The organism is Sulfitobacter sp. 1A10359 (assembly GCF_043558145.1).
GTDB lineage: Bacteria > Pseudomonadota > Alphaproteobacteria > Rhodobacterales > Rhodobacteraceae > Sulfitobacter > Sulfitobacter faviae.
Map to the genome: position 1 here is coordinate 83,472 of NZ_JBIFGB010000009.1, position 15,969 is coordinate 99,440.

Here is a 15,969-nt window from a genome sequence, read left to right on the forward strand (position 1 = left end):
CCCCCGTCGAGATCACCCCCGTCGAGATCACCCGCGGCGACAGCCCCATCGTGCTCGGCCTGCCCCACACCGGCACCGACCTGCCCGAGGCCATTCGGCGCGACCTGAACCCGCGCGGGCGGGAATTGGCGGATACCGATTGGCATATCGACCGGCTCTACGACGGGTTGCTGCCCGGCGCGACCACGGTGCGCGCGACCTTCCACCGCTATGTCATCGACGCCAACCGCGACCCTTCGGGCGCATCGCTCTACCCCGGGCAGAACACCACCGGGCTGGTGCCGTTGACGGATTTCGACGGGCAGGACATCTGGACCCCCCCGCCCGACGCAGCCGAGGTTGAGGCCCGCCGCGTGGCATACCACGCGCCCTATCACGCAGCGCTTGAGGCTGAACTGGCCCGCGTTCGCGACCTGCATGGGGTCGCGATCCTCTATGACTGCCACTCGATCCGCTCGCTGATCCCCTTCCTCTTTGACGGCCCGCTGCCCGATTTCAACATCGGCACGAACCTCGGCGCCACCTGCGCGCCGGAGATCGAAGCCGCCGTCGCCGAGATCTGCGCCGCCGCACCCGGCTACACCGCCGTCACCAACGGGCGCTTCAAAGGCGGCTGGACCACGCGCCACTATGGCCGCCCCGCCGAAGGGCTCCACGCGATTCAGATGGAACTGGCGCAAAGCAGCTACCTCGGCGCCGAGGCTCCGCCTTGGCCTTATGACCCCGACAAGGCCGCGCGGCTGCGCGTCCATCTGACCGATATCCTGACAACTCTGGCCGCACTGGCCCCTACCCTGAAAGGCACAGCATGAGCGATCCGCACAAGAACACCCGTGACGTCTATCCCGCCACCGGCACCGATCTTTCGGCGAAAAGCTGGCTGACCGAAGCGCCGCTGCGGATGCTGATGAACAACCTGCACCCCGACGTGGCCGAGAACCCGCATGAGCTGGTCGTCTACGGCGGCATCGGGCGCGCGGCGCGGACGTGGGAGGACTATGACCAGATCGTCGCCTCCCTGCGCGCGCTGGAAGAGGACCAAACGCTGCTGGTGCAATCGGGCAAGCCCGTGGGGGTTTTCCAAACCCATAAGGACGCCCCGCGCGTGCTGATCGCCAATTCCAACCTCGTGCCGCATTGGGCGAATTGGGACCATTTCAACGAACTCGATAAGAAGGGTCTAGCGATGTACGGTCAGATGACCGCCGGATCGTGGATCTACATCGGCAGCCAAGGCATCGTCCAAGGCACCTATGAGACCTTCGTCGAGGCGGGCCGCCAGCACTATGGCGGTGATCTCAAAGGCAAATGGATCCTCACCGGGGGCTTGGGCGGCATGGGCGGCGCGCAGCCTTTGGCCGCGGTCATGGCCGGGGCCTGCTGTCTGGCGGTGGAGTGCAATCCCGACAGCATCGATTTCCGCCTGCGCACCCGCTATGTCGATGAAAAGACCGACAGCCTTGAGGAAGCGCTGGCGATGATCGACCGCTGGACTGCCGCGGGCGAGGCGAAGTCCGTGGCGCTTCTGGGCAATGCGGCAGATGTCTTTCCCGAACTGGTGAAACGCGGGGTCCGCCCCGATATCGTGACCGACCAGACGTCGGCCCATGACCCGGTGAACGGCTACCTGCCGCAGGGCTGGACGATGGGCGAATGGCGCGAGAAACGTGAGAGCGATCCCAAAGCCGTCGAAAAAGCCGCCCGTGCCTCGATGAAGGTGCAGGTGCAGGCAATGGTCGATTTCCACGCCGCGGGCATCCCCACGGTCGACTATGGCAACAACATCCGCCAAATGGCGCTGGAGGAAGGGTTGCAGAACGCTTTCGACTTCCCCGGTTTCGTGCCCGCCTACATCCGCCCGTTGTTCTGCCGCGGCATCGGCCCCTTCCGCTGGGCGGCGCTGTCGGGCGATCCTGAGGATATCTACAAGACCGACGCCAAGGTGAAGGAAATCCTCGCTGAGGACACGCATCTGCACAACTGGCTCGACATGGCGCGGGAGCGTATCTCTTTCCAAGGGCTGCCCGCACGGATCTGCTGGGTGGGCTTAGGCGTGCGCCACAAGCTGGGGCTGGCCTTCAATGAGATGGTCCGCACAGGCGAACTCAGCGCGCCGGTGGTGATTGGCCGCGACCACCTCGACAGTGGCTCCGTCGCCTCGCCCAACCGCGAGACGGAGGCGATGAAAGACGGTTCTGATGCGGTGTCGGACTGGCCGCTGCTGAACGCACTTTTGAACACCGCCTCGGGGGCGACTTGGGTGTCGCTGCACCACGGCGGCGGGGTCGGCATGGGCTTCTCACAGCACTCTGGCATGGTGATCTGCTGTGACGGGTCCGAGGACGCCGACCGCCGGATCGAGCGGGTGCTCTGGAACGACCCGGCAACGGGCGTGATGCGCCATGCGGATGCGGGTTATGACGAAGCGCGCGATTGCGCCCGCGAACATGGGCTGAACCTGCCGGGTATCCTTTGAGCGCTGAGCGCCGCCGCCCACCCGCGGCGGCGGCAGTTTAATAGCGCGTCGTCAGGCGGTGGCCGGGGCGGTAGGACAGCCGCACATAGGTCACCGCCTGCCCCTCCCACCACGTCGACCGCTCCACCGTAAAGACCGGATCGCCCAAGCCGCAGGCGAGGTATTCGCTCAACCGCTGATCGGCCAGACCAGCGGAAAGGCTGATCTCCACATCCGAAAAGGGAATGGCCGAGATCAGCCATTCGTTCGGCCCGACATCGGTGAAACTCTCCTCCCGCGCCTGCGGCAGGGTGGCGAGGTTGATCCAACGGTCCTCAAATTGATAGGGGTCGCCATCGGCGTAATGCATGCAGACCAGATGCAACGCCTCGCACCCCGCGCCCATTTTTAGCCGGGCGCGCAGCCAGTCGGGCGCAGGCTCGACCCGGTGGCTCACCCGCGAATACCGGTAGTCGGCGCCCTTCTCTTCGATCTCGGCCCGGACCAGCGGAATGTCGAAACGGGCCTGCCGCAGGGGGGCCATGCGCACCCGCGTCCCCGCCTTGCGCCGCCTTTCGATGAACCCCTCTTCGGCCAATTCGCGCATGGCGCGGTTGACCGTCGCCCGGGCGCAGCCATAGGTCTCGGCCAGATCGACCTCATTGGGCACAAGGCTGCCCAATGGCCACTCGCCCTTGGTGATCTTTGACAGGATGTCGGTTTTCACATCCCGGTAGGTGACTTTCATAGGGCGGCCTGCTGCGATCATGACTGTTTGACCAAGCATTACACTAGATCAATCCCCAGCCCAAGCGCCCCCCGCGCGCCCCGCCCGGAGGGATACCGCCGGAGCCGGGCGCGGGTCTTGCCTCTGCCCGTGTTTGCTGGAAAATTATGTCCCACCTGCCCCCTCAGCCAGAAAGGCCGCCCATGCGCGTTCAGCCCCCGAAACTCCGCACTGCCGCTTTGCTCTTGGGCCTTGGCCTGCTCGCCGCCTGCGGTGGCAAGCAGACCGAAGTCGTCGCGGTCCCGGCGGATGAGGTGGAGTGTATGGCCCGCGCGATGTATTTCGAATCCAACCGTTCCAGCCGCGACGGGATGGTGGCCGTGGGCACGGTGGTGCTGAACCGCGTCCACTCCGACGCCTTCCCTGACACGGTCTGCGGCGTGGTCGGTCAGCCCAATCAATTCGCCCCCGGCGTGATGACGAAACCGATGACCGACCGCGGCGCCCCGCTGGCCCGCGCCACGGCACTGGCGGTGCTGCAGGGAGAGCGTCACCCCAAAGTCACCCGCGCGAAATTCTTTCACGCGGCGTGGTACAATGCGAACTACAACAACATGCATTATGTGGTGACCGCGGGCGGCAACGCCTTTTACGAAAAGCGCCGCGCCCATCTTGTGACCGCGCCCAACCCGCTGCCGCCGCTCGAAGGGATCACCCCGCACTAAGGGTCACAGAACTCCGCGGGCGATCAGGATCAGAACAAGGTAACGCCCGCCCTTGGCAAGGGTGACGATCAGCAAAAACCGCCAAAGCTGTTCGCGCAACATGCCCGCGGCCAAGGTCAGCGGATCGCCGATGATCGGCACCCAACTGGCCAGCAGGCTCCAATAGCCCCAACGCCGATACCAGCCAGAGGCGCGGGCCATCTGCTTGGCCGAGAAGGGAAACCAGCGGTGATCGGCGAAATGGCTGAGGTAGCGGCCCAGCCACCAGTTCAGCAGCGATCCCAGCACATTCCCCAGCGTCGCCACCAGCCACAGAAGCGCCGTGGCATGAGCGCCCGACCACATCAGCCCCAATAGCACCGCTTCGGATTGCGCGGGGATCAGGGTGGCCGCCAGCAGCGCCGCGAAGAACAGGCTCAGCAGGGCCAGCATGTCAGCGGCAAGAGTGGGCAAAGACGGCAGGGCATGGCGCGTCAGTAAAGACGCCGCGCCCACAGGGCAAGCCGCGCTTTGGGAAAGCGCGCAGGCTTATTTGGTCAGGATCAACTTGCCCGCCCGCGTGATGCGCAGCGTATAGGTCTGGCCGTCTAAGACGATATTCGCGGTCGAGCCATTGGGCACCAAGGCGCGGGCATCATGCACGGCCTCTTGGGCCGGTTGGGCGGCGGGCGATGGATCGGGCAGTTTTTGCATCAGGCTCATGCCATCTCTCCCATTTGGCGGGCGCGTTGCAGATCGATGAGATGCTCCAGCCCAAAACCGTCGCAGGCTGCGGCATCGTTGCTGCCAAGCGCGATGTCGCGCCAGCTGTTGTTGGATGGGGTCTGTAGCCGGGCATGGCTCATTGGCTCGGGCGTGGTCACAGGTGTCCTCACGGGGCGGGCTCCTTTCCATTGACATCCGGGCTTCCGACGCGCGGTGGCTTGGACGGTTTCGGCGTAAAGTCGTACATACCCCGGCGAAACGCCCGGGTTCCTTTAACGGCTACTTAATCTGATTATTTTAGTCAAGTATAGAAACCCCGGCCCTTCCGCGTTATTCCGCGTCGATCTTTTGAATGGCGCTAAAGCCTTCGAACTGCGGTGAACCCTCGTGCAGCTTGCGGGTCTGTCCCGCCCGCGCATGGGCGGCGCGAAAGGCATCGCTGGTCGTCCAAGCCCGAAAATGCGTCTCGCTCTCCCAAACGGTGTGAGAGGCATAGAGGATCGCCCCCTCCGCCTCCGGCCCTTTGAGCATGTGGAAGGAGACGAACCCTTCGCTCTCCTTCAGGTGGCTTTCCCGGTTCAGCCAAAGCGCTTCGAAAGCGGCGGCATTCTCGGGCAAGACGGTGAAACGGTTCATGGCAAGATACATGGGCCTGTCCTTTAATTCTCAATCAGGGCGTTGCAGGGGTCGTCGCGCTCGGCGGGCGGGATGAGGCGGATCTCATCGAGAGGCACCGCGGTCTCGGCCTCTACAAAGCCGATGGCATGGGTCGTGACCTCGGGCGCGGCGCGGGCGATGAGGGCGGGAATGCCCCAGTCGGTGCGGGCGTGGCCATTGCCGGTGATCACCGCCACCGGCGGGCCGTAGGCTTTGAGCGCGTCGAGCGCGGCGCGGGCGAAGGTGGCGTCGCGGTAGCGCTGCACGGCGACCATCCCGCCCATCATCTCGCGCGGCATGGCTTCGCAATGGGCGGCGAATTGCAACTCTACCCGCGCGACCTGCTGATCCTCCGGCAAGGTTTGGTCAAGGCCAAAGCGCGGCGCATCAGACCCGAAGAGCGCGGCTGCCCCCTCGCGGTACACGCGCTGCACAGCAGCGCGCGGAGCGGCGGCGCCGATGATGCGGGCGTCTCCCAAAGCGTCAAAGATCGGGGCATAGATATCGAAGCGCTGCCACCCGCTCGCCGCCCAAGCCTGCGCAATCTGGTTGCGATCGGCGTCGGCCTTTGCCGCCTCTTCGGCGGTGAGCATCTCGAACACCACAGCCGTAGGACGCAGCGCCTTCAATGCGGCGGCCTGTTCGAGATGGGCATGGGGATTGTCGTGCACCTCGCCCAAGATCACGATCTCGGCGGGGGTGTCAGCGTTCGCGGGCAGCGCCGACCAGAGCAGCAGCGCAGCGCAAAGACGCTTCGCGCTCACGATTTGCGCTCATCCGTGTCGGTTTTGATTTCGGGGTCGTTGTAATCGTTGGGGTCAAAGTCTTCGGGGTCGAACGGGTCTTCGTCTTCGGCGATGCCGCTGACATGGGTGGTGCCGCTTTCCTCGTCAAAGACCAACCCGTAGTTCGCCTTGCCCTCGCTTTTGTAGCGCCGAAACTCGTGGATGCCTGCGTAGACGAAAACCAGCGTGATCGGCAGCAGAATCAGAAATGCGATAACTTGGGCGTCCATGAACGCGCTCCTTTGAATGCTTGTCGGGGGCCTGTCTCACCATAGGGGGCGCGGGTGGAGGACACTGCGCGCGCGGTGATCCGGCCAAAGATCTTAACGGTCGCTGCGCCAATTGCGCGGCCTGACCAGATGCGGCCCTATCTGAACCGCCTTAAGAGAGAAAGCATTAATCCCGGCGCTTTGTTCCGCAAGCCTTATTTCGCAGACCCTTGGTTCATTGGGATTGGCGGCCTCTCGGTCCCCGCATCTTCGCCGCTCTCGCCCCCCGGCGCAGCGGAAGGAGCGTCGCACAACCGCATATAAAACAAGCACAAACGCGCACGCTTGGACAGCCGTTCCGCAAAAAGGGACGCGTTACAAAAGCTTCGTCAAACTTAAACATTCGTGACATTCACCGCTGCGATAGCTCGCCCCGCAAACCCCGGGGGACTTATGCTCGTCATTTCTGAACTGACCAAAACATTCGGCGCGAACACAGCGGTGGCCCGCGCCAACCTAGAGGTCGACAAGCCGCAGATGATCGGAATCATCGGCCGCTCCGGCGCGGGGAAATCCACAATCCTGCGGATGCTCAACCGGCTGACCGATGCCTCCTCGGGGCAGATCCTGTTTCAAGGGCGCGATGTGACCGCCCTGCGCGGCGCGGCCCGGCGTGGCTGGCAGGCGGAATGCGCGATGATCTTTCAGCAGTTCAACCTCGTCCCGCGGATGGATGTGGTATCGAACGTGCTGCACGGCACGCTCAACCGTCGCTCGACGCTCAGCAGCATCTTCAACCTCTACCCCGATGCCGACATCACCCGCGCCATCGAAATTCTCGACCGGCTGGGCATCGCACAGCACGCTCCCAAACGGGCCGAGGCGCTTTCCGGCGGGCAGCAACAGCGCGTCGCCATCGCCCGCGCCCTGATGCAAGACCCGCAGATCATTCTGGCCGATGAACCCATCGCCAGCCTCGACCCGATGAACGCGCAGGTGGTGATGCAATCGCTGCGTCGCATTCACGAGGAAGACGGCCGTATGGTCATCGCCAACCTTCACACGCTGGATACCGCGCGCCGCTATTGCGACCGCGTGGTGGGGATGCGCGACGGGAAAATCGTCTTTGACGGCACGCCCGAGCAGCTGACCACCAGCATGGCCCGCGAAATCTACTGTGCGGACAGCAGCTTTTCCGAAGCTGCCACCTCAACCGAGATCGAAACGCTGGACAAAGTGCCAGCCTGACACGACCCGCCCCAAAGGGCATTTTTTGTAAACGGAGACGACACAATGAAAAAGCTCATCGCCGCCGCCTTGGCAACCACGGCCCTCACCGGCACCGCCATGGCCCAAAGTGCCGAGATCGACGAATTCCGCATCGGCATCCTCGGCGGGGAAAACGCGCAGGACCGGATGAACTCCTACGAATGTCTGCGCGGCTACACCGAAGAGCGCCTTGGCGTTCCGGCCAAACTCTTTGCCCCGGCCGACTATAACGGCGTGATCCAAGGTCTGCTGGGCGGCACGCTCGACATGGCATGGCTGGGCGCTTCGGCCTATGCCGCCGTGCACCTGCAAGACCCCGAAGCGGTCGAGCCGGTGCTGGTCAAGATCAACCTCGACGGCTCCTACGGCTATCACTCCATCGGTTTCGCGCGCAAAGATGCGGGCATCGAGAGCCTCGAAGACATGCAGGGCAAGGTCTTTGGCTTTGGCGATCCGAACTCCACCTCGGGCTACCTGATCCCCTCCATCGAAATCCCCCAGACCACCGGTGCCACGATGGAATCCGGCGATTACTTCGGCGAAGTGAAATTCACCGGCGGCCATGAGCAGACCATCGTCGCGGTCAACAACGGTGACGTCGACGGCGGCGTGACATGGGCCGACGGTCAGGGCAACTGGGAAGACGGCTACAACTCCGGCGCGCTGCGCAAAGCTGTGGACGCGGGCCTCGTCGACATGAACGATCTGGTGGAAATCTGGCGCTCCAAGCCGATCCCCGAAGGCCCGGTCGTGCTGCGCAAGGCCCTGCCTGAAGAGGTCAAGGCGACGATGACCCAACTGGTGGATGAACTGCACGAGAAAGACGCCGATTGCGCCTACGGCGTGGCCGCGGGCGAGAGCCTTGGTTTCGATCCGATCGCGCATGACGCCTATGTTTCCATCGTCGAAGCGCGCAAGGCGAAATCCAACTGATCGCAGCGATTACAAGACATCTGGCAGGTCCCGACAACGATTGTCGGGGCCTGTCGTCATAGGGGGACGACAGATGCACCAGACCACCACCGCACCGCAGATCACGGCGGATTACCTTGCCCACACCCGACAAAAGCGGGTGATGAACATGATCCTGCTGGTCGTTTTCCTGGCCCTGCTGATCGGCGGTTTCGGCACCGCCAATGCCCGCAACGCAGGCGGTTTCTGGAAAGGGCTGCCCAATATCTTTGACTTCCCCGCCGATGTACTGGGCGAGGCTTGGGAGCGCATCCATCTGCTGCCCGGCTATTTCGTGAAATACCTCCCCTCTCTGATCGAGACGGTGAACATCGCCGGGGCCGCCACGCTGATCGGCGCGCTGCTGGCTTTCTTCGCTGCCCTTCTGGCCACCCGCGGCCTTGCCCCCGCGCCGTGGCTCGTAGCGCCGCTGCGCCGCCTGCTGGACGTGCTGCGCGCGGTGCCTGAGATCGTCGTCGCGCTGGTGCTGATCTTCCTTCTGGGCGGCGGCCCGGTGCCCGCGATGATCGCCATCGCGCTGCATACGGTGGGCGCGCTTGGCAAGCTCTTCTCCGAGGTGAACGAGAACGCCTCTCTCAAACCCGTGGACGGGCTGGCATCCGTTGGCGCAGGCTGGCTGCAACGGATGGTCTTGGGCGTCGTGCCGCAGGTCGCGCCCAACTACCTCTCCTATGCGCTGCTGCGGTTCGAGATCAACATCCGCGCCTCGGCCATCCTTGGCTTCGTCGGCGCAGGCGGCATCGGCTATGACCTGCGCAACACGATGTCTTGGGGCCAAGGCAAATTCGACGAGGCGGCGGCGATCTTTCTGCTGCTCTTCGGCACCATCATCATCGTCGACCAAGTCTCAAGCCATTTCCGTGATCGGCTGACCCATGGCCGCGCCTATAAGGACAAGGGAGCCATCCTGTGACCGACCTTACCGCTTCCACCCTCCCCGCTCAGCAGGTCGCCAGCCGTAGCTTCCGGCGCAAACGCATGGCGAGCCTTGCCGCCCCGGTGCTGACCCTTGCCTACCTCACTTACGTCTTCTTTGCCTTTGACGTGGCAGGGCTGGGCTATCGCATCAACGTGTCGAACATGAAGACGCTGGTGGCCGACAGCTATAGCTACAAAACCCATGTCGCCCGCGACAACCGCAACGGCGAGATGGAGATCGCCATCGAAGGCGAGCGCAAGGGCCGCTATGCCCCCGGCACCGCCCCCGATTGGGTCACCTTGGGCGAGACTTCTATCGTCGAGCTGGGCAACGGCCATACCGTCAAACTGGGGCCAGAGGTGCGCTATGACGTGCCGGGCTACGGGCTGATCACCGCCACGCCGGGGCGCAGCGGCGTCAACGCCACCCTGCCCGATGGCCCCTTGCCCGCGTGGATCAACGCCTCGAAAAACCGTCTTGCCGTGACCACGGAGGCAGGCCGCCTGACGATCACCCGCAACCGCGCCGAGGTCTTCCGCTATTTCAACGGGTGGGAGCTGTTCTTCTTCACGCTCGACAGCCCCTACTACGGCATGTCCCCGCTTGAGCTGTTGCGCAGCGGTGAATATGGCGCGATCTGGCAGGACTTTTGGACCAACAAGATGTGGCGTCACGGCGATGTGGCTTGGGCGCTGGTCGAGACCGTTCTCATGGCCTTCCTCGGCACTTTTGGCGCGGCGATGATCGCCCTGCCGCTGGGGTTTCTTGCGGCCAAGAACTTCTCTCCGCTTGGCGGTCTGCGCTTTGCCGCGCGGCGGCTCTTCGACTTCCTGCGCGGGGTCGACGGGCTGATTTGGACCATCGTGCTGTCACGCGCTTTTGGCCCCGGCCCGCTGACCGGATCGCTTGCAATCCTGCTGACCGATACCGGCACCTTCGGCAAAATCTTCTCCGAAGCGCTTGAGAATGTGGACGACAAGCAGATCGAGGGCATCGCCTCTACCGGGGCCACCCCCGTGCAGCGCTACCGCTTTGGCGTGATCCCGCAGATCACCCCGGTTCTGCTGAGCCAAGTACTTTACTATCTGGAATCCAACACCCGCTCTGCCACCATCATCGGCGCGATCACCGGGGGCGGCATCGGTCTTTTGCTGACCCAAGCGATCATCACCCAGAAAGACTGGGAAGAGGTGAGCTATTACATCGTGCTGATCATTCTGATGGTCGTGGCGATGGACAGCTTCTCGGGCTGGCTGCGCCGCAAACTGATCGCGGGCAATGAGGCGGGCCACTGATGGCGCGTCTCAAAGCGGATGCGCCCTTCCTTCACCCGGACTGCGAAGTGACTGACACGCAGTTCGGGCGCTATGTCGAGATCGGGCGCGCCACGCGCCTCGCCCATTCCGAGATCGGGGATTACTCCTATTGCGACCGCTGGTGCGACATCGCCAACACGCAAGTCGGCAAGTTCAGCAATATCGCCGCCAGTGTGCGCATCGGGGCCACCGATCACCCGATGGAAAAGGCCAGCCTGCACCACTTCCACTACCGCGCCGGGGACTACTTCGACGGGGCCGAGGATGACGCCGACTGGTTCGCCCTGCGCCGCAGCCGCCGCACGGTGATCGGCCATGACACATGGCTGGGCCACGGCGCGCAGGTCCGGCCCGAGGTAACCATCGGGCACGGCGCGGTGGTGGCAGGCGGGGCCATCGTCACCCGCGATGTCGCCCCCTATATGATCGTCGCCGGCATCCCCGCCAAACCGCTGCGCCGCCGCTTTTCCGAAAGCATCGCCGCGCGGATGGAGGAATTGGCGTGGTGGGATTGGCCGCATGATCGACTGCAAGCATCGCTCAAGGACTTCCAAACCCTGCCCGCCGAAGCGTTTCTTGAGAAATACGGCTAGTCGCCGGGGTTGAGCGTCAGCGTCACCCGGTCACCCGCGAACCACGTCACCCCGTATTCCACCGGCACGCCTTCGGGGTCCACGTTGATCCCCGCCGAGCGCAGGATCGGCGCGCCTTCGGACAATCGCAAATGCAGCGCCTGCGTGGCATTGGCCAGTTTCGCCGTCAGCCGGGTCGAGGCGCGGGTGTAGTCCGCCACCCCGCCCTGCGCCAAGGCCGTGGTGACCGAGCGGCTGGCCTCAAGCGCCGCCAACAGGTCGGGAAACCGCGCGGCGGGAAAGATGCTGCGAAAGATCGCGATGGGCTGCTCATCGGCCAGTGACAGCCCCTCATAGACATGCACCATTGCATCCCCACCCAGCCCCAACTGCGCGGCCTCATGGGCCGAGGCGGCGCGTGTCTCCAAGGTCAAAACCTCCTTGGCTGGCACCCGCCCCGCCGCCGCGAGGTTCTGGTGAAACCGCACCCGTTTGCCGATTGGATAATCCGTGGGCCGCTGCGCCACGAAGACCCCCGCCCCCCGGCGGCTATAGGTCAGCCCGCTCTCGTTCATGTCGCTGATCGCGCGGCGCACCGTGTGGCGATTGACCCCAAAGCGCGCCGCCAACTGCGCCTCGGTCGGGAGCCGGTCACCGGGGGCGTATTTCCCCGCGGCGATGTCATGGGTCAGGGCGGCGGTGATGGTTTTCCAGATCGCAGTACGGGCCATGTCGCAGAAGTTTCACATATCCAAGCTTGCGCCAGCGGAAGGCCAGCGGCTAATACTTGTCTAGTTGTATAGTAAATTAGACAAATGCACAAGGTGTCTAGATGACGGTTGAAACCAAGGAAAAGTCCCGCGACAGGCAGGCGTGGATGGGCCTGCTCGCACGGGCCGAGGCCCGCGATCTCGCCCGGCTTTGGGAGGGCTTCGGCCCCCTGCCCGCCCATGAGGTGCTCCGCGCGCCTGAGATCGGCGGCGTCATGCTGCGGGGCCGCATGGGCGCTGTGGGCGATGCCTTCAACATGGGCGAGATGTCGGTCACGCGCTGTTCGGTCCGGCTGACGGATGGGGCAGACGGCCACGCCTATGTGCAGGGCCGCAGCCGCGACAAGGCGCTGCAAGCAGCCCTTACCGACGCGCTGATGCAGGGCGATGCGGCGGATGAGGTCCGCGCCAAACTGCTCGACCCGCTGGCCGAGATCGAGGGCCAGCACCGCGCCAGCCGTGCCGCCAAGGCCGCCGCCACCAAGGTCGACTTTTTCACCATGGTCAGAGGAGAAGACTGATGCAGACCCTATCGCTGACAGGTGGGTTTCGCGACGCGCCCAAAGACGCCGCTTTTGCCTTTCGCGCGGTGATGAACGCCATGGCCAAACCGGGGGAGATCAACAGCGTGACCGGGGCCGAACCGCCTGCGGGTCTCTCCGCCGCCGCCGGGGTCGTCCTGTTGACGCTCTGCGACCCCGAAACGCCGCTCTACCTCGCGCCCGGCTTCGACCGGCCCGAAGTGCGCGATTGGATCACCTTCCACACCGGCGCGCCCTTCGCCCCCGCAACTGCGGCACAATTCGCCTTGGGCGCATGGGACGACCTGCCGCGCGGCGACTTCCCCCTCGGGACCGCCGCCTACCCCGACCGCTCTGCCACGCTGATCGTCGAGGTGGATGATCTGCGCGGCGATGGCGCGACCCTCTCCGGCCCCGGCATCAAGGATACTGCGGCACTGTCGCTGCCCGAGCGCGCCGCCTTCCAGCAGAACGCGGCGCTCTTCCCGCGTGGGCTGGATTTCATTTTCACCTGCGGCGACCGTCTGGCGGCGCTGCCCCGAAACACAAAGGTGTCCTGATGTATGTAGCGGTAAAAGGCGGCGAGCGGGCGATCGACAACGCCCACGCATGGCTTGCCGAAGAGCGGCGCGGTGACGCAAAGGTGCCCGAACTCAGCGTCGCGCAAATTCGCGAGCAGATGACGCTGGCGGTGAACCGGGTGATGGCCGAAGGCTCACTCTATGATCCCGACCTCGCTGCGCTGGCGATCAAACAGGCGCGGGGCGATCTGATCGAAGCGGTGTTTCTGATCCGCGCCTATCGCACCACCCTGCCGCGTTTCGGGGCCTCGCGCCCGATGGACACCGGAACCATGGCCTGCGACCGCCGCGTCTCGGCCACCTTCAAGGACGCGCCGGGCGGACAGGTCTTGGGGCCGACCTTCGACTACACGCACCGGCTGCTGGATTTCAAACTCGCCGCCGATGGTGAGGTGCCCCCGGCCCCCGAAGCGTCCGAGGGCGAGCCGCCCGCGGAGACGCCGCACATCATGGAATTCCTCGACCGCGAAGGGCTGATGCAGCGCGACACGGACAGCAAGACCCCGCCGCGCGACCTAACCCGCGAGCCTTTGGAACTTCCCGCCACCCGCGACCTGCGCCTGCAAGCGCTGACCCGCGGCGACGAGGGCTTCGTGCTCGGCATGGCCTATTCCACGCAACGCGGCTATGCGCGCAACCACGCTTTTGTCGCGGAACTGCGCATCGGCAAAGTCGCGGTCGAAATGGATATTCCCGAACTGGGTTTCGCCATCGAGATCGGCGAGGTCGAGCTGACCGAATGTGAGACGGTGAACCAATTTGCAGGCTCCAAAACCGAGCCGCCGCAGTTCACCCGCGGCTATGGGCTGGTCTTCGGCATGTCTGAGCGCAAGGCGATCTCCATGGCGCTGGTGGACCGGGCATTGCGTTGGGAGGAGTTGGGCGAAGACAACCTCGGGGCGCCTGCGCAGGACGCGGAATTCGTGCTCTATCACGCCGACAACATTCAGGCGACGGGGTTCTTGGAGCATATCAAACTGCCCCATTACGTCGATTTCCAATCCGAACTCGAACTGATCCGCAAACTGCGCCGCGAGGCGACAGCCGCGGCGCAAGACGCACCACGGGAGGCCGCGGAATGAGCCCTGCCATGACACAGAGTGACCAGGACTTGCAGGAGGACCGGGGCATGAACGACTACAATTTTGCCTATCTGGACGAGCAGACCAAGCGGATGATCCGCCGCGCGATCCTGAAAGGGCTGGCGATCCCGGGCTATCAGGTGCCCTTTGCCAGCCGCGAGATGCCGATGCCTTACGGTTGGGGCACCGGCGGGGTGCAGGTCTCCGCCGCGGTGCTGACGCCCGAGGATACCTTCAAGGTGATCGACCAAGGGGCCGACGACACGACCAACGCCGTCTCGATCCGCCGCTTTTTCCAAAAGACCGCTGGCGTCGCGGTGACCGAAGCCACGACCGAGGCCAGCGTCATCCAAACCCGCCACCGCATCCCCGAAGCCGCGCTGCGCGAGGATCAGGTGCTGGTCTATCAGGTGCCAATCCCCGAACCGCTGCGCTTTCTTGAGCCTTCGGAGGTCGAGACCCGCAAAATGCACGAGCTGGAGGAATACGGGCTGATGCATGTGAAACTTTACGAAGACATCGCCCAGCACGGAGCGATTGCCACGGCCTATGCCTATCCGGTCAAGGTCGGGGGGCGCTATGTGATGGACCCTTCGCCGATCCCGAAATTCGACAATCCGAAACTGGAAATGGCCGCGATCCAACTCTTCGGCGCGGGGCGCGAGCAGCGGATCTATGCGCTGCCGCCCTATACGCAGGTCGTCTCGCTGGATTTTGAGGACCACCCCTTTGAGGCGAGTAAGGCCGACCATCCCTGCGGCCTCTGCGGAGCCGAGGACAGCTATCTGGATGAGTTGATCGTCGATGACGCTGGCGGGCGTCTGTTCATGTGTTCCGACACCGATTATTGCGCGGCCCGTCAGGCGGCGGGACATCGCGGCGCGGATGCGGCACCTGTGGTCGAGGGCATGGCATGACCCCCTTGTTGCAAGTTGAAAACATCGCGAAATTCTATGGTGCGCGGATCGGCTGCACCGATGTCAGCTTTGACCTCTACCCCGGCGAAGTCATGGGGATCGTCGGCGAAAGCGGCTCGGGCAAGTCGACGCTGCTGAACACGCTGGCGGGGCATCTGACCCCAGATCGCGGGGCGGTGCGTTTCGACACCCGCGCCGATGGGCTACGCGACACGGTGACGATGAGCGAGCCGGAGCGCCGGATGCTGTCGCGCACCGATTGGGCCTTTGTCCACCAGCACGCCCGCGACGGGCTGCGCATGAACGTCAGCGCAGGCGGCAATGTGGGTGAGCGGCTGATGGCCGTGGGCGCGCGGCATTACGGCGACATCCGCGCCAGCGCCACCGATTGGCTGGGCCGGGTCGAGATCAACGAAGACCGGATCGACGACCGGCCCTCGGCCTTCTCTGGCGGGATGCAGCAGCGTTTGCAGATCGCCCGAAACCTCGTGACCGGGCCGCGGCTGGTCTTCATGGATGAACCCACCGGCGGGCTGGACGTGAGCGTGCAAGCGCGGCTTCTCGACCTGCTGCGCGGGCTTGTGCGCGAGATGGGGCTGAGCGCCATCATCGTGACCCATGATCTGGCGGTGGTGCGGCTCTTGGCGGATCGGTTGATGGTGATGAAAGACGGCCATGTGGTGGAAACCGGCCTGACCGATCAGGTGCTCGACGACCCGCAGCACGGCTATACGCAGCTTTTGGTCTCTAGCGTGCTACAGGTGTGAACATGCAAAGAAAACCATTC

General features: G+C 64.3%; 21 protein-coding genes. 13 read left to right on the forward strand and 8 right to left on the reverse strand.

All coding sequences use genetic code 11. The features are described from left to right. Window positions 1-11 precede the first annotated feature (11 nt). Both hutG and hutU read left to right on the forward strand, forming a co-directional pair. Window positions 12-812, forward strand: coding sequence for an N-formylglutamate deformylase (gene hutG, locus ACGYK2_RS16090; RefSeq protein ID WP_271689934.1), 801 nt, complete (start codon window positions 12-14; stop codon window positions 810-812). Continuing rightward, entirely contained in the window at window positions 809-2,476 is a 1,668-nt protein-coding gene (gene hutU, locus ACGYK2_RS16095) for a urocanate hydratase (RefSeq protein ID WP_271689411.1), read from the forward strand. Before hutG ends, hutU begins: the two co-directional genes overlap by 4 nt. Window positions 2,477-2,513: 37 nt before the next feature. Here hutU and ACGYK2_RS16100 read toward each other — a convergent pair whose 3' ends face one another. Continuing rightward, window positions 2,514-3,203, reverse strand: coding sequence for a UTRA domain-containing protein (locus ACGYK2_RS16100; protein ID WP_271689410.1), 690 nt, complete (start codon window positions 3,201-3,203; stop codon window positions 2,514-2,516). A gap of 182 nt (window positions 3,204-3,385) precedes the next feature. Between ACGYK2_RS16100 and ACGYK2_RS16105 the strand changes: the two genes are divergently transcribed. Then, window positions 3,386-3,907: a cell wall hydrolase gene (locus tag ACGYK2_RS16105; protein WP_271689409.1), complete on the forward strand. Its 522-nt coding sequence runs from the start codon at window positions 3,386-3,388 to the stop codon at window positions 3,905-3,907. A 3-nt stretch (window positions 3,908-3,910) separates the two neighbouring features. On the opposite strand, the gene ACGYK2_RS16110 is transcribed toward ACGYK2_RS16105, so the two are convergent. The 6 genes from ACGYK2_RS16110 to ACGYK2_RS16135 all read right to left on the reverse strand — a co-directional run bounded on the left by ACGYK2_RS16110 (window position 3,911) and on the right by ACGYK2_RS16135 (window position 6,284). Continuing rightward, window positions 3,911-4,339: a YqaA family protein gene (locus ACGYK2_RS16110; RefSeq protein ID WP_271689933.1), complete on the reverse strand. Its 429-nt coding sequence runs from the start codon at window positions 4,337-4,339 to the stop codon at window positions 3,911-3,913. A 96-nt stretch (window positions 4,340-4,435) separates the two neighbouring features. Beyond that, window positions 4,436-4,600 carry a hemin uptake protein HemP gene (locus ACGYK2_RS16115; protein WP_082851946.1) on the reverse strand — a complete coding sequence of 55 codons (165 nt, stop codon included), beginning with the start codon at window positions 4,598-4,600 and terminating at the stop codon, window positions 4,436-4,438. 5 nt (window positions 4,601-4,605) lie between these two features. Beyond that, entirely contained in the window at window positions 4,606-4,782 is a 177-nt protein-coding gene (locus tag ACGYK2_RS16120) for a hypothetical protein (RefSeq protein WP_271689408.1), read from the reverse strand. A 160-nt stretch (window positions 4,783-4,942) separates the two neighbouring features. Beyond that, window positions 4,943-5,260, reverse strand: a complete 318-nt coding sequence (locus ACGYK2_RS16125) for an antibiotic biosynthesis monooxygenase (protein ID WP_209217381.1) — start codon at window positions 5,258-5,260, stop codon at window positions 4,943-4,945. Window positions 5,261-5,271: 11 nt separating this feature from the next. Next, complete coding sequence (locus ACGYK2_RS16130) at window positions 5,272-6,033, reverse strand: ChaN family lipoprotein (RefSeq protein WP_271689407.1); 762 nt, start codon at window positions 6,031-6,033, stop codon at window positions 5,272-5,274. Further along, a complete protein-coding gene (locus ACGYK2_RS16135; RefSeq protein WP_209217383.1) occupies window positions 6,030-6,284 on the reverse strand; it encodes a hypothetical protein in 255 nt (84 codons plus the stop codon). The genes ACGYK2_RS16130 and ACGYK2_RS16135 overlap by 4 nt, the downstream gene beginning before the upstream one ends. 432 nt (window positions 6,285-6,716) lie before the next feature. On the opposite strand from ACGYK2_RS16135, the gene phnC reads away from it, so the two are divergent. From phnC to ACGYK2_RS16160, 5 genes are all read left to right on the forward strand, one after another. Further along, window positions 6,717-7,511 carry a phosphonate ABC transporter ATP-binding protein gene (phnC, locus tag ACGYK2_RS16140; RefSeq protein WP_271689406.1) on the forward strand — a complete coding sequence of 265 codons (795 nt, stop codon included), beginning with the start codon at window positions 6,717-6,719 and terminating at the stop codon, window positions 7,509-7,511. Window positions 7,512-7,556: 45 nt separating this feature from the next. Beyond that, complete coding sequence (gene phnD, locus ACGYK2_RS16145) at window positions 7,557-8,465, forward strand: phosphonate ABC transporter substrate-binding protein (RefSeq protein WP_271689405.1); 909 nt, start codon at window positions 7,557-7,559, stop codon at window positions 8,463-8,465. A gap of 73 nt (window positions 8,466-8,538) precedes the next feature. After that, window positions 8,539-9,417 (forward strand): phosphonate ABC transporter, permease protein PhnE, encoded by an 879-nt coding sequence (gene phnE / locus ACGYK2_RS16150; protein WP_271689404.1) that lies wholly within the window; start codon window positions 8,539-8,541, stop codon window positions 9,415-9,417. Between the two features lie 65 nt (window positions 9,418-9,482). Then, window positions 9,483-10,718: a phosphonate ABC transporter, permease protein PhnE gene (gene phnE, locus ACGYK2_RS16155; RefSeq protein ID WP_271689932.1), complete on the forward strand. Its 1,236-nt coding sequence runs from the start codon at window positions 9,483-9,485 to the stop codon at window positions 10,716-10,718. Further along, on the forward strand, window positions 10,718-11,332 hold the full coding sequence (locus ACGYK2_RS16160; protein WP_271689403.1) for a chloramphenicol acetyltransferase: 615 nt from the start codon (window positions 10,718-10,720) through the stop codon (window positions 11,330-11,332). Before phnE (ACGYK2_RS16155) ends, ACGYK2_RS16160 begins: the two co-directional genes overlap by 1 nt. Here ACGYK2_RS16160 and phnF read toward each other — a convergent pair. Continuing rightward, on the reverse strand, window positions 11,329-12,042 hold the full coding sequence (gene phnF, locus ACGYK2_RS16165; RefSeq protein WP_271689402.1) for a phosphonate metabolism transcriptional regulator PhnF: 714 nt from the start codon (window positions 12,040-12,042) through the stop codon (window positions 11,329-11,331). The two genes, ACGYK2_RS16160 and phnF, sit on opposite strands and share 4 nt — an antisense overlap. Before the next feature lie 101 nt (window positions 12,043-12,143). On the opposite strand from phnF, the gene phnG reads away from it, so the two are divergent. From phnG to phnK, 5 genes are read left to right on the forward strand one after another with little or no spacing between them, the layout of a single operon-like run. After that, window positions 12,144-12,602 carry a phosphonate C-P lyase system protein PhnG gene (gene phnG, locus ACGYK2_RS16170; RefSeq protein ID WP_271689401.1) on the forward strand — a complete coding sequence of 153 codons (459 nt, stop codon included), beginning with the start codon at window positions 12,144-12,146 and terminating at the stop codon, window positions 12,600-12,602. Beyond that, window positions 12,602-13,162, forward strand: a complete 561-nt coding sequence (gene phnH, locus ACGYK2_RS16175; protein WP_271689400.1) for a phosphonate C-P lyase system protein PhnH — start codon at window positions 12,602-12,604, stop codon at window positions 13,160-13,162. Before phnG ends, phnH begins: the two co-directional genes overlap by 1 nt. Then, complete coding sequence (locus ACGYK2_RS16180; protein WP_271689399.1) at window positions 13,162-14,265, forward strand: carbon-phosphorus lyase complex subunit PhnI; 1,104 nt, start codon at window positions 13,162-13,164, stop codon at window positions 14,263-14,265. The genes phnH and ACGYK2_RS16180 overlap by 1 nt, the downstream gene beginning before the upstream one ends. A 47-nt stretch (window positions 14,266-14,312) precedes the next feature. Further along, window positions 14,313-15,182, forward strand: coding sequence for an alpha-D-ribose 1-methylphosphonate 5-phosphate C-P-lyase PhnJ (locus ACGYK2_RS16185; RefSeq protein WP_271689931.1), 870 nt, complete (start codon window positions 14,313-14,315; stop codon window positions 15,180-15,182). After that, window positions 15,179-15,949 (forward strand): phosphonate C-P lyase system protein PhnK, encoded by a 771-nt coding sequence (gene phnK / locus ACGYK2_RS16190; protein WP_007117460.1) that lies wholly within the window; start codon window positions 15,179-15,181, stop codon window positions 15,947-15,949. Before ACGYK2_RS16185 ends, phnK begins: the two co-directional genes overlap by 4 nt. Window positions 15,950-15,969 lie beyond the last annotated feature (20 nt).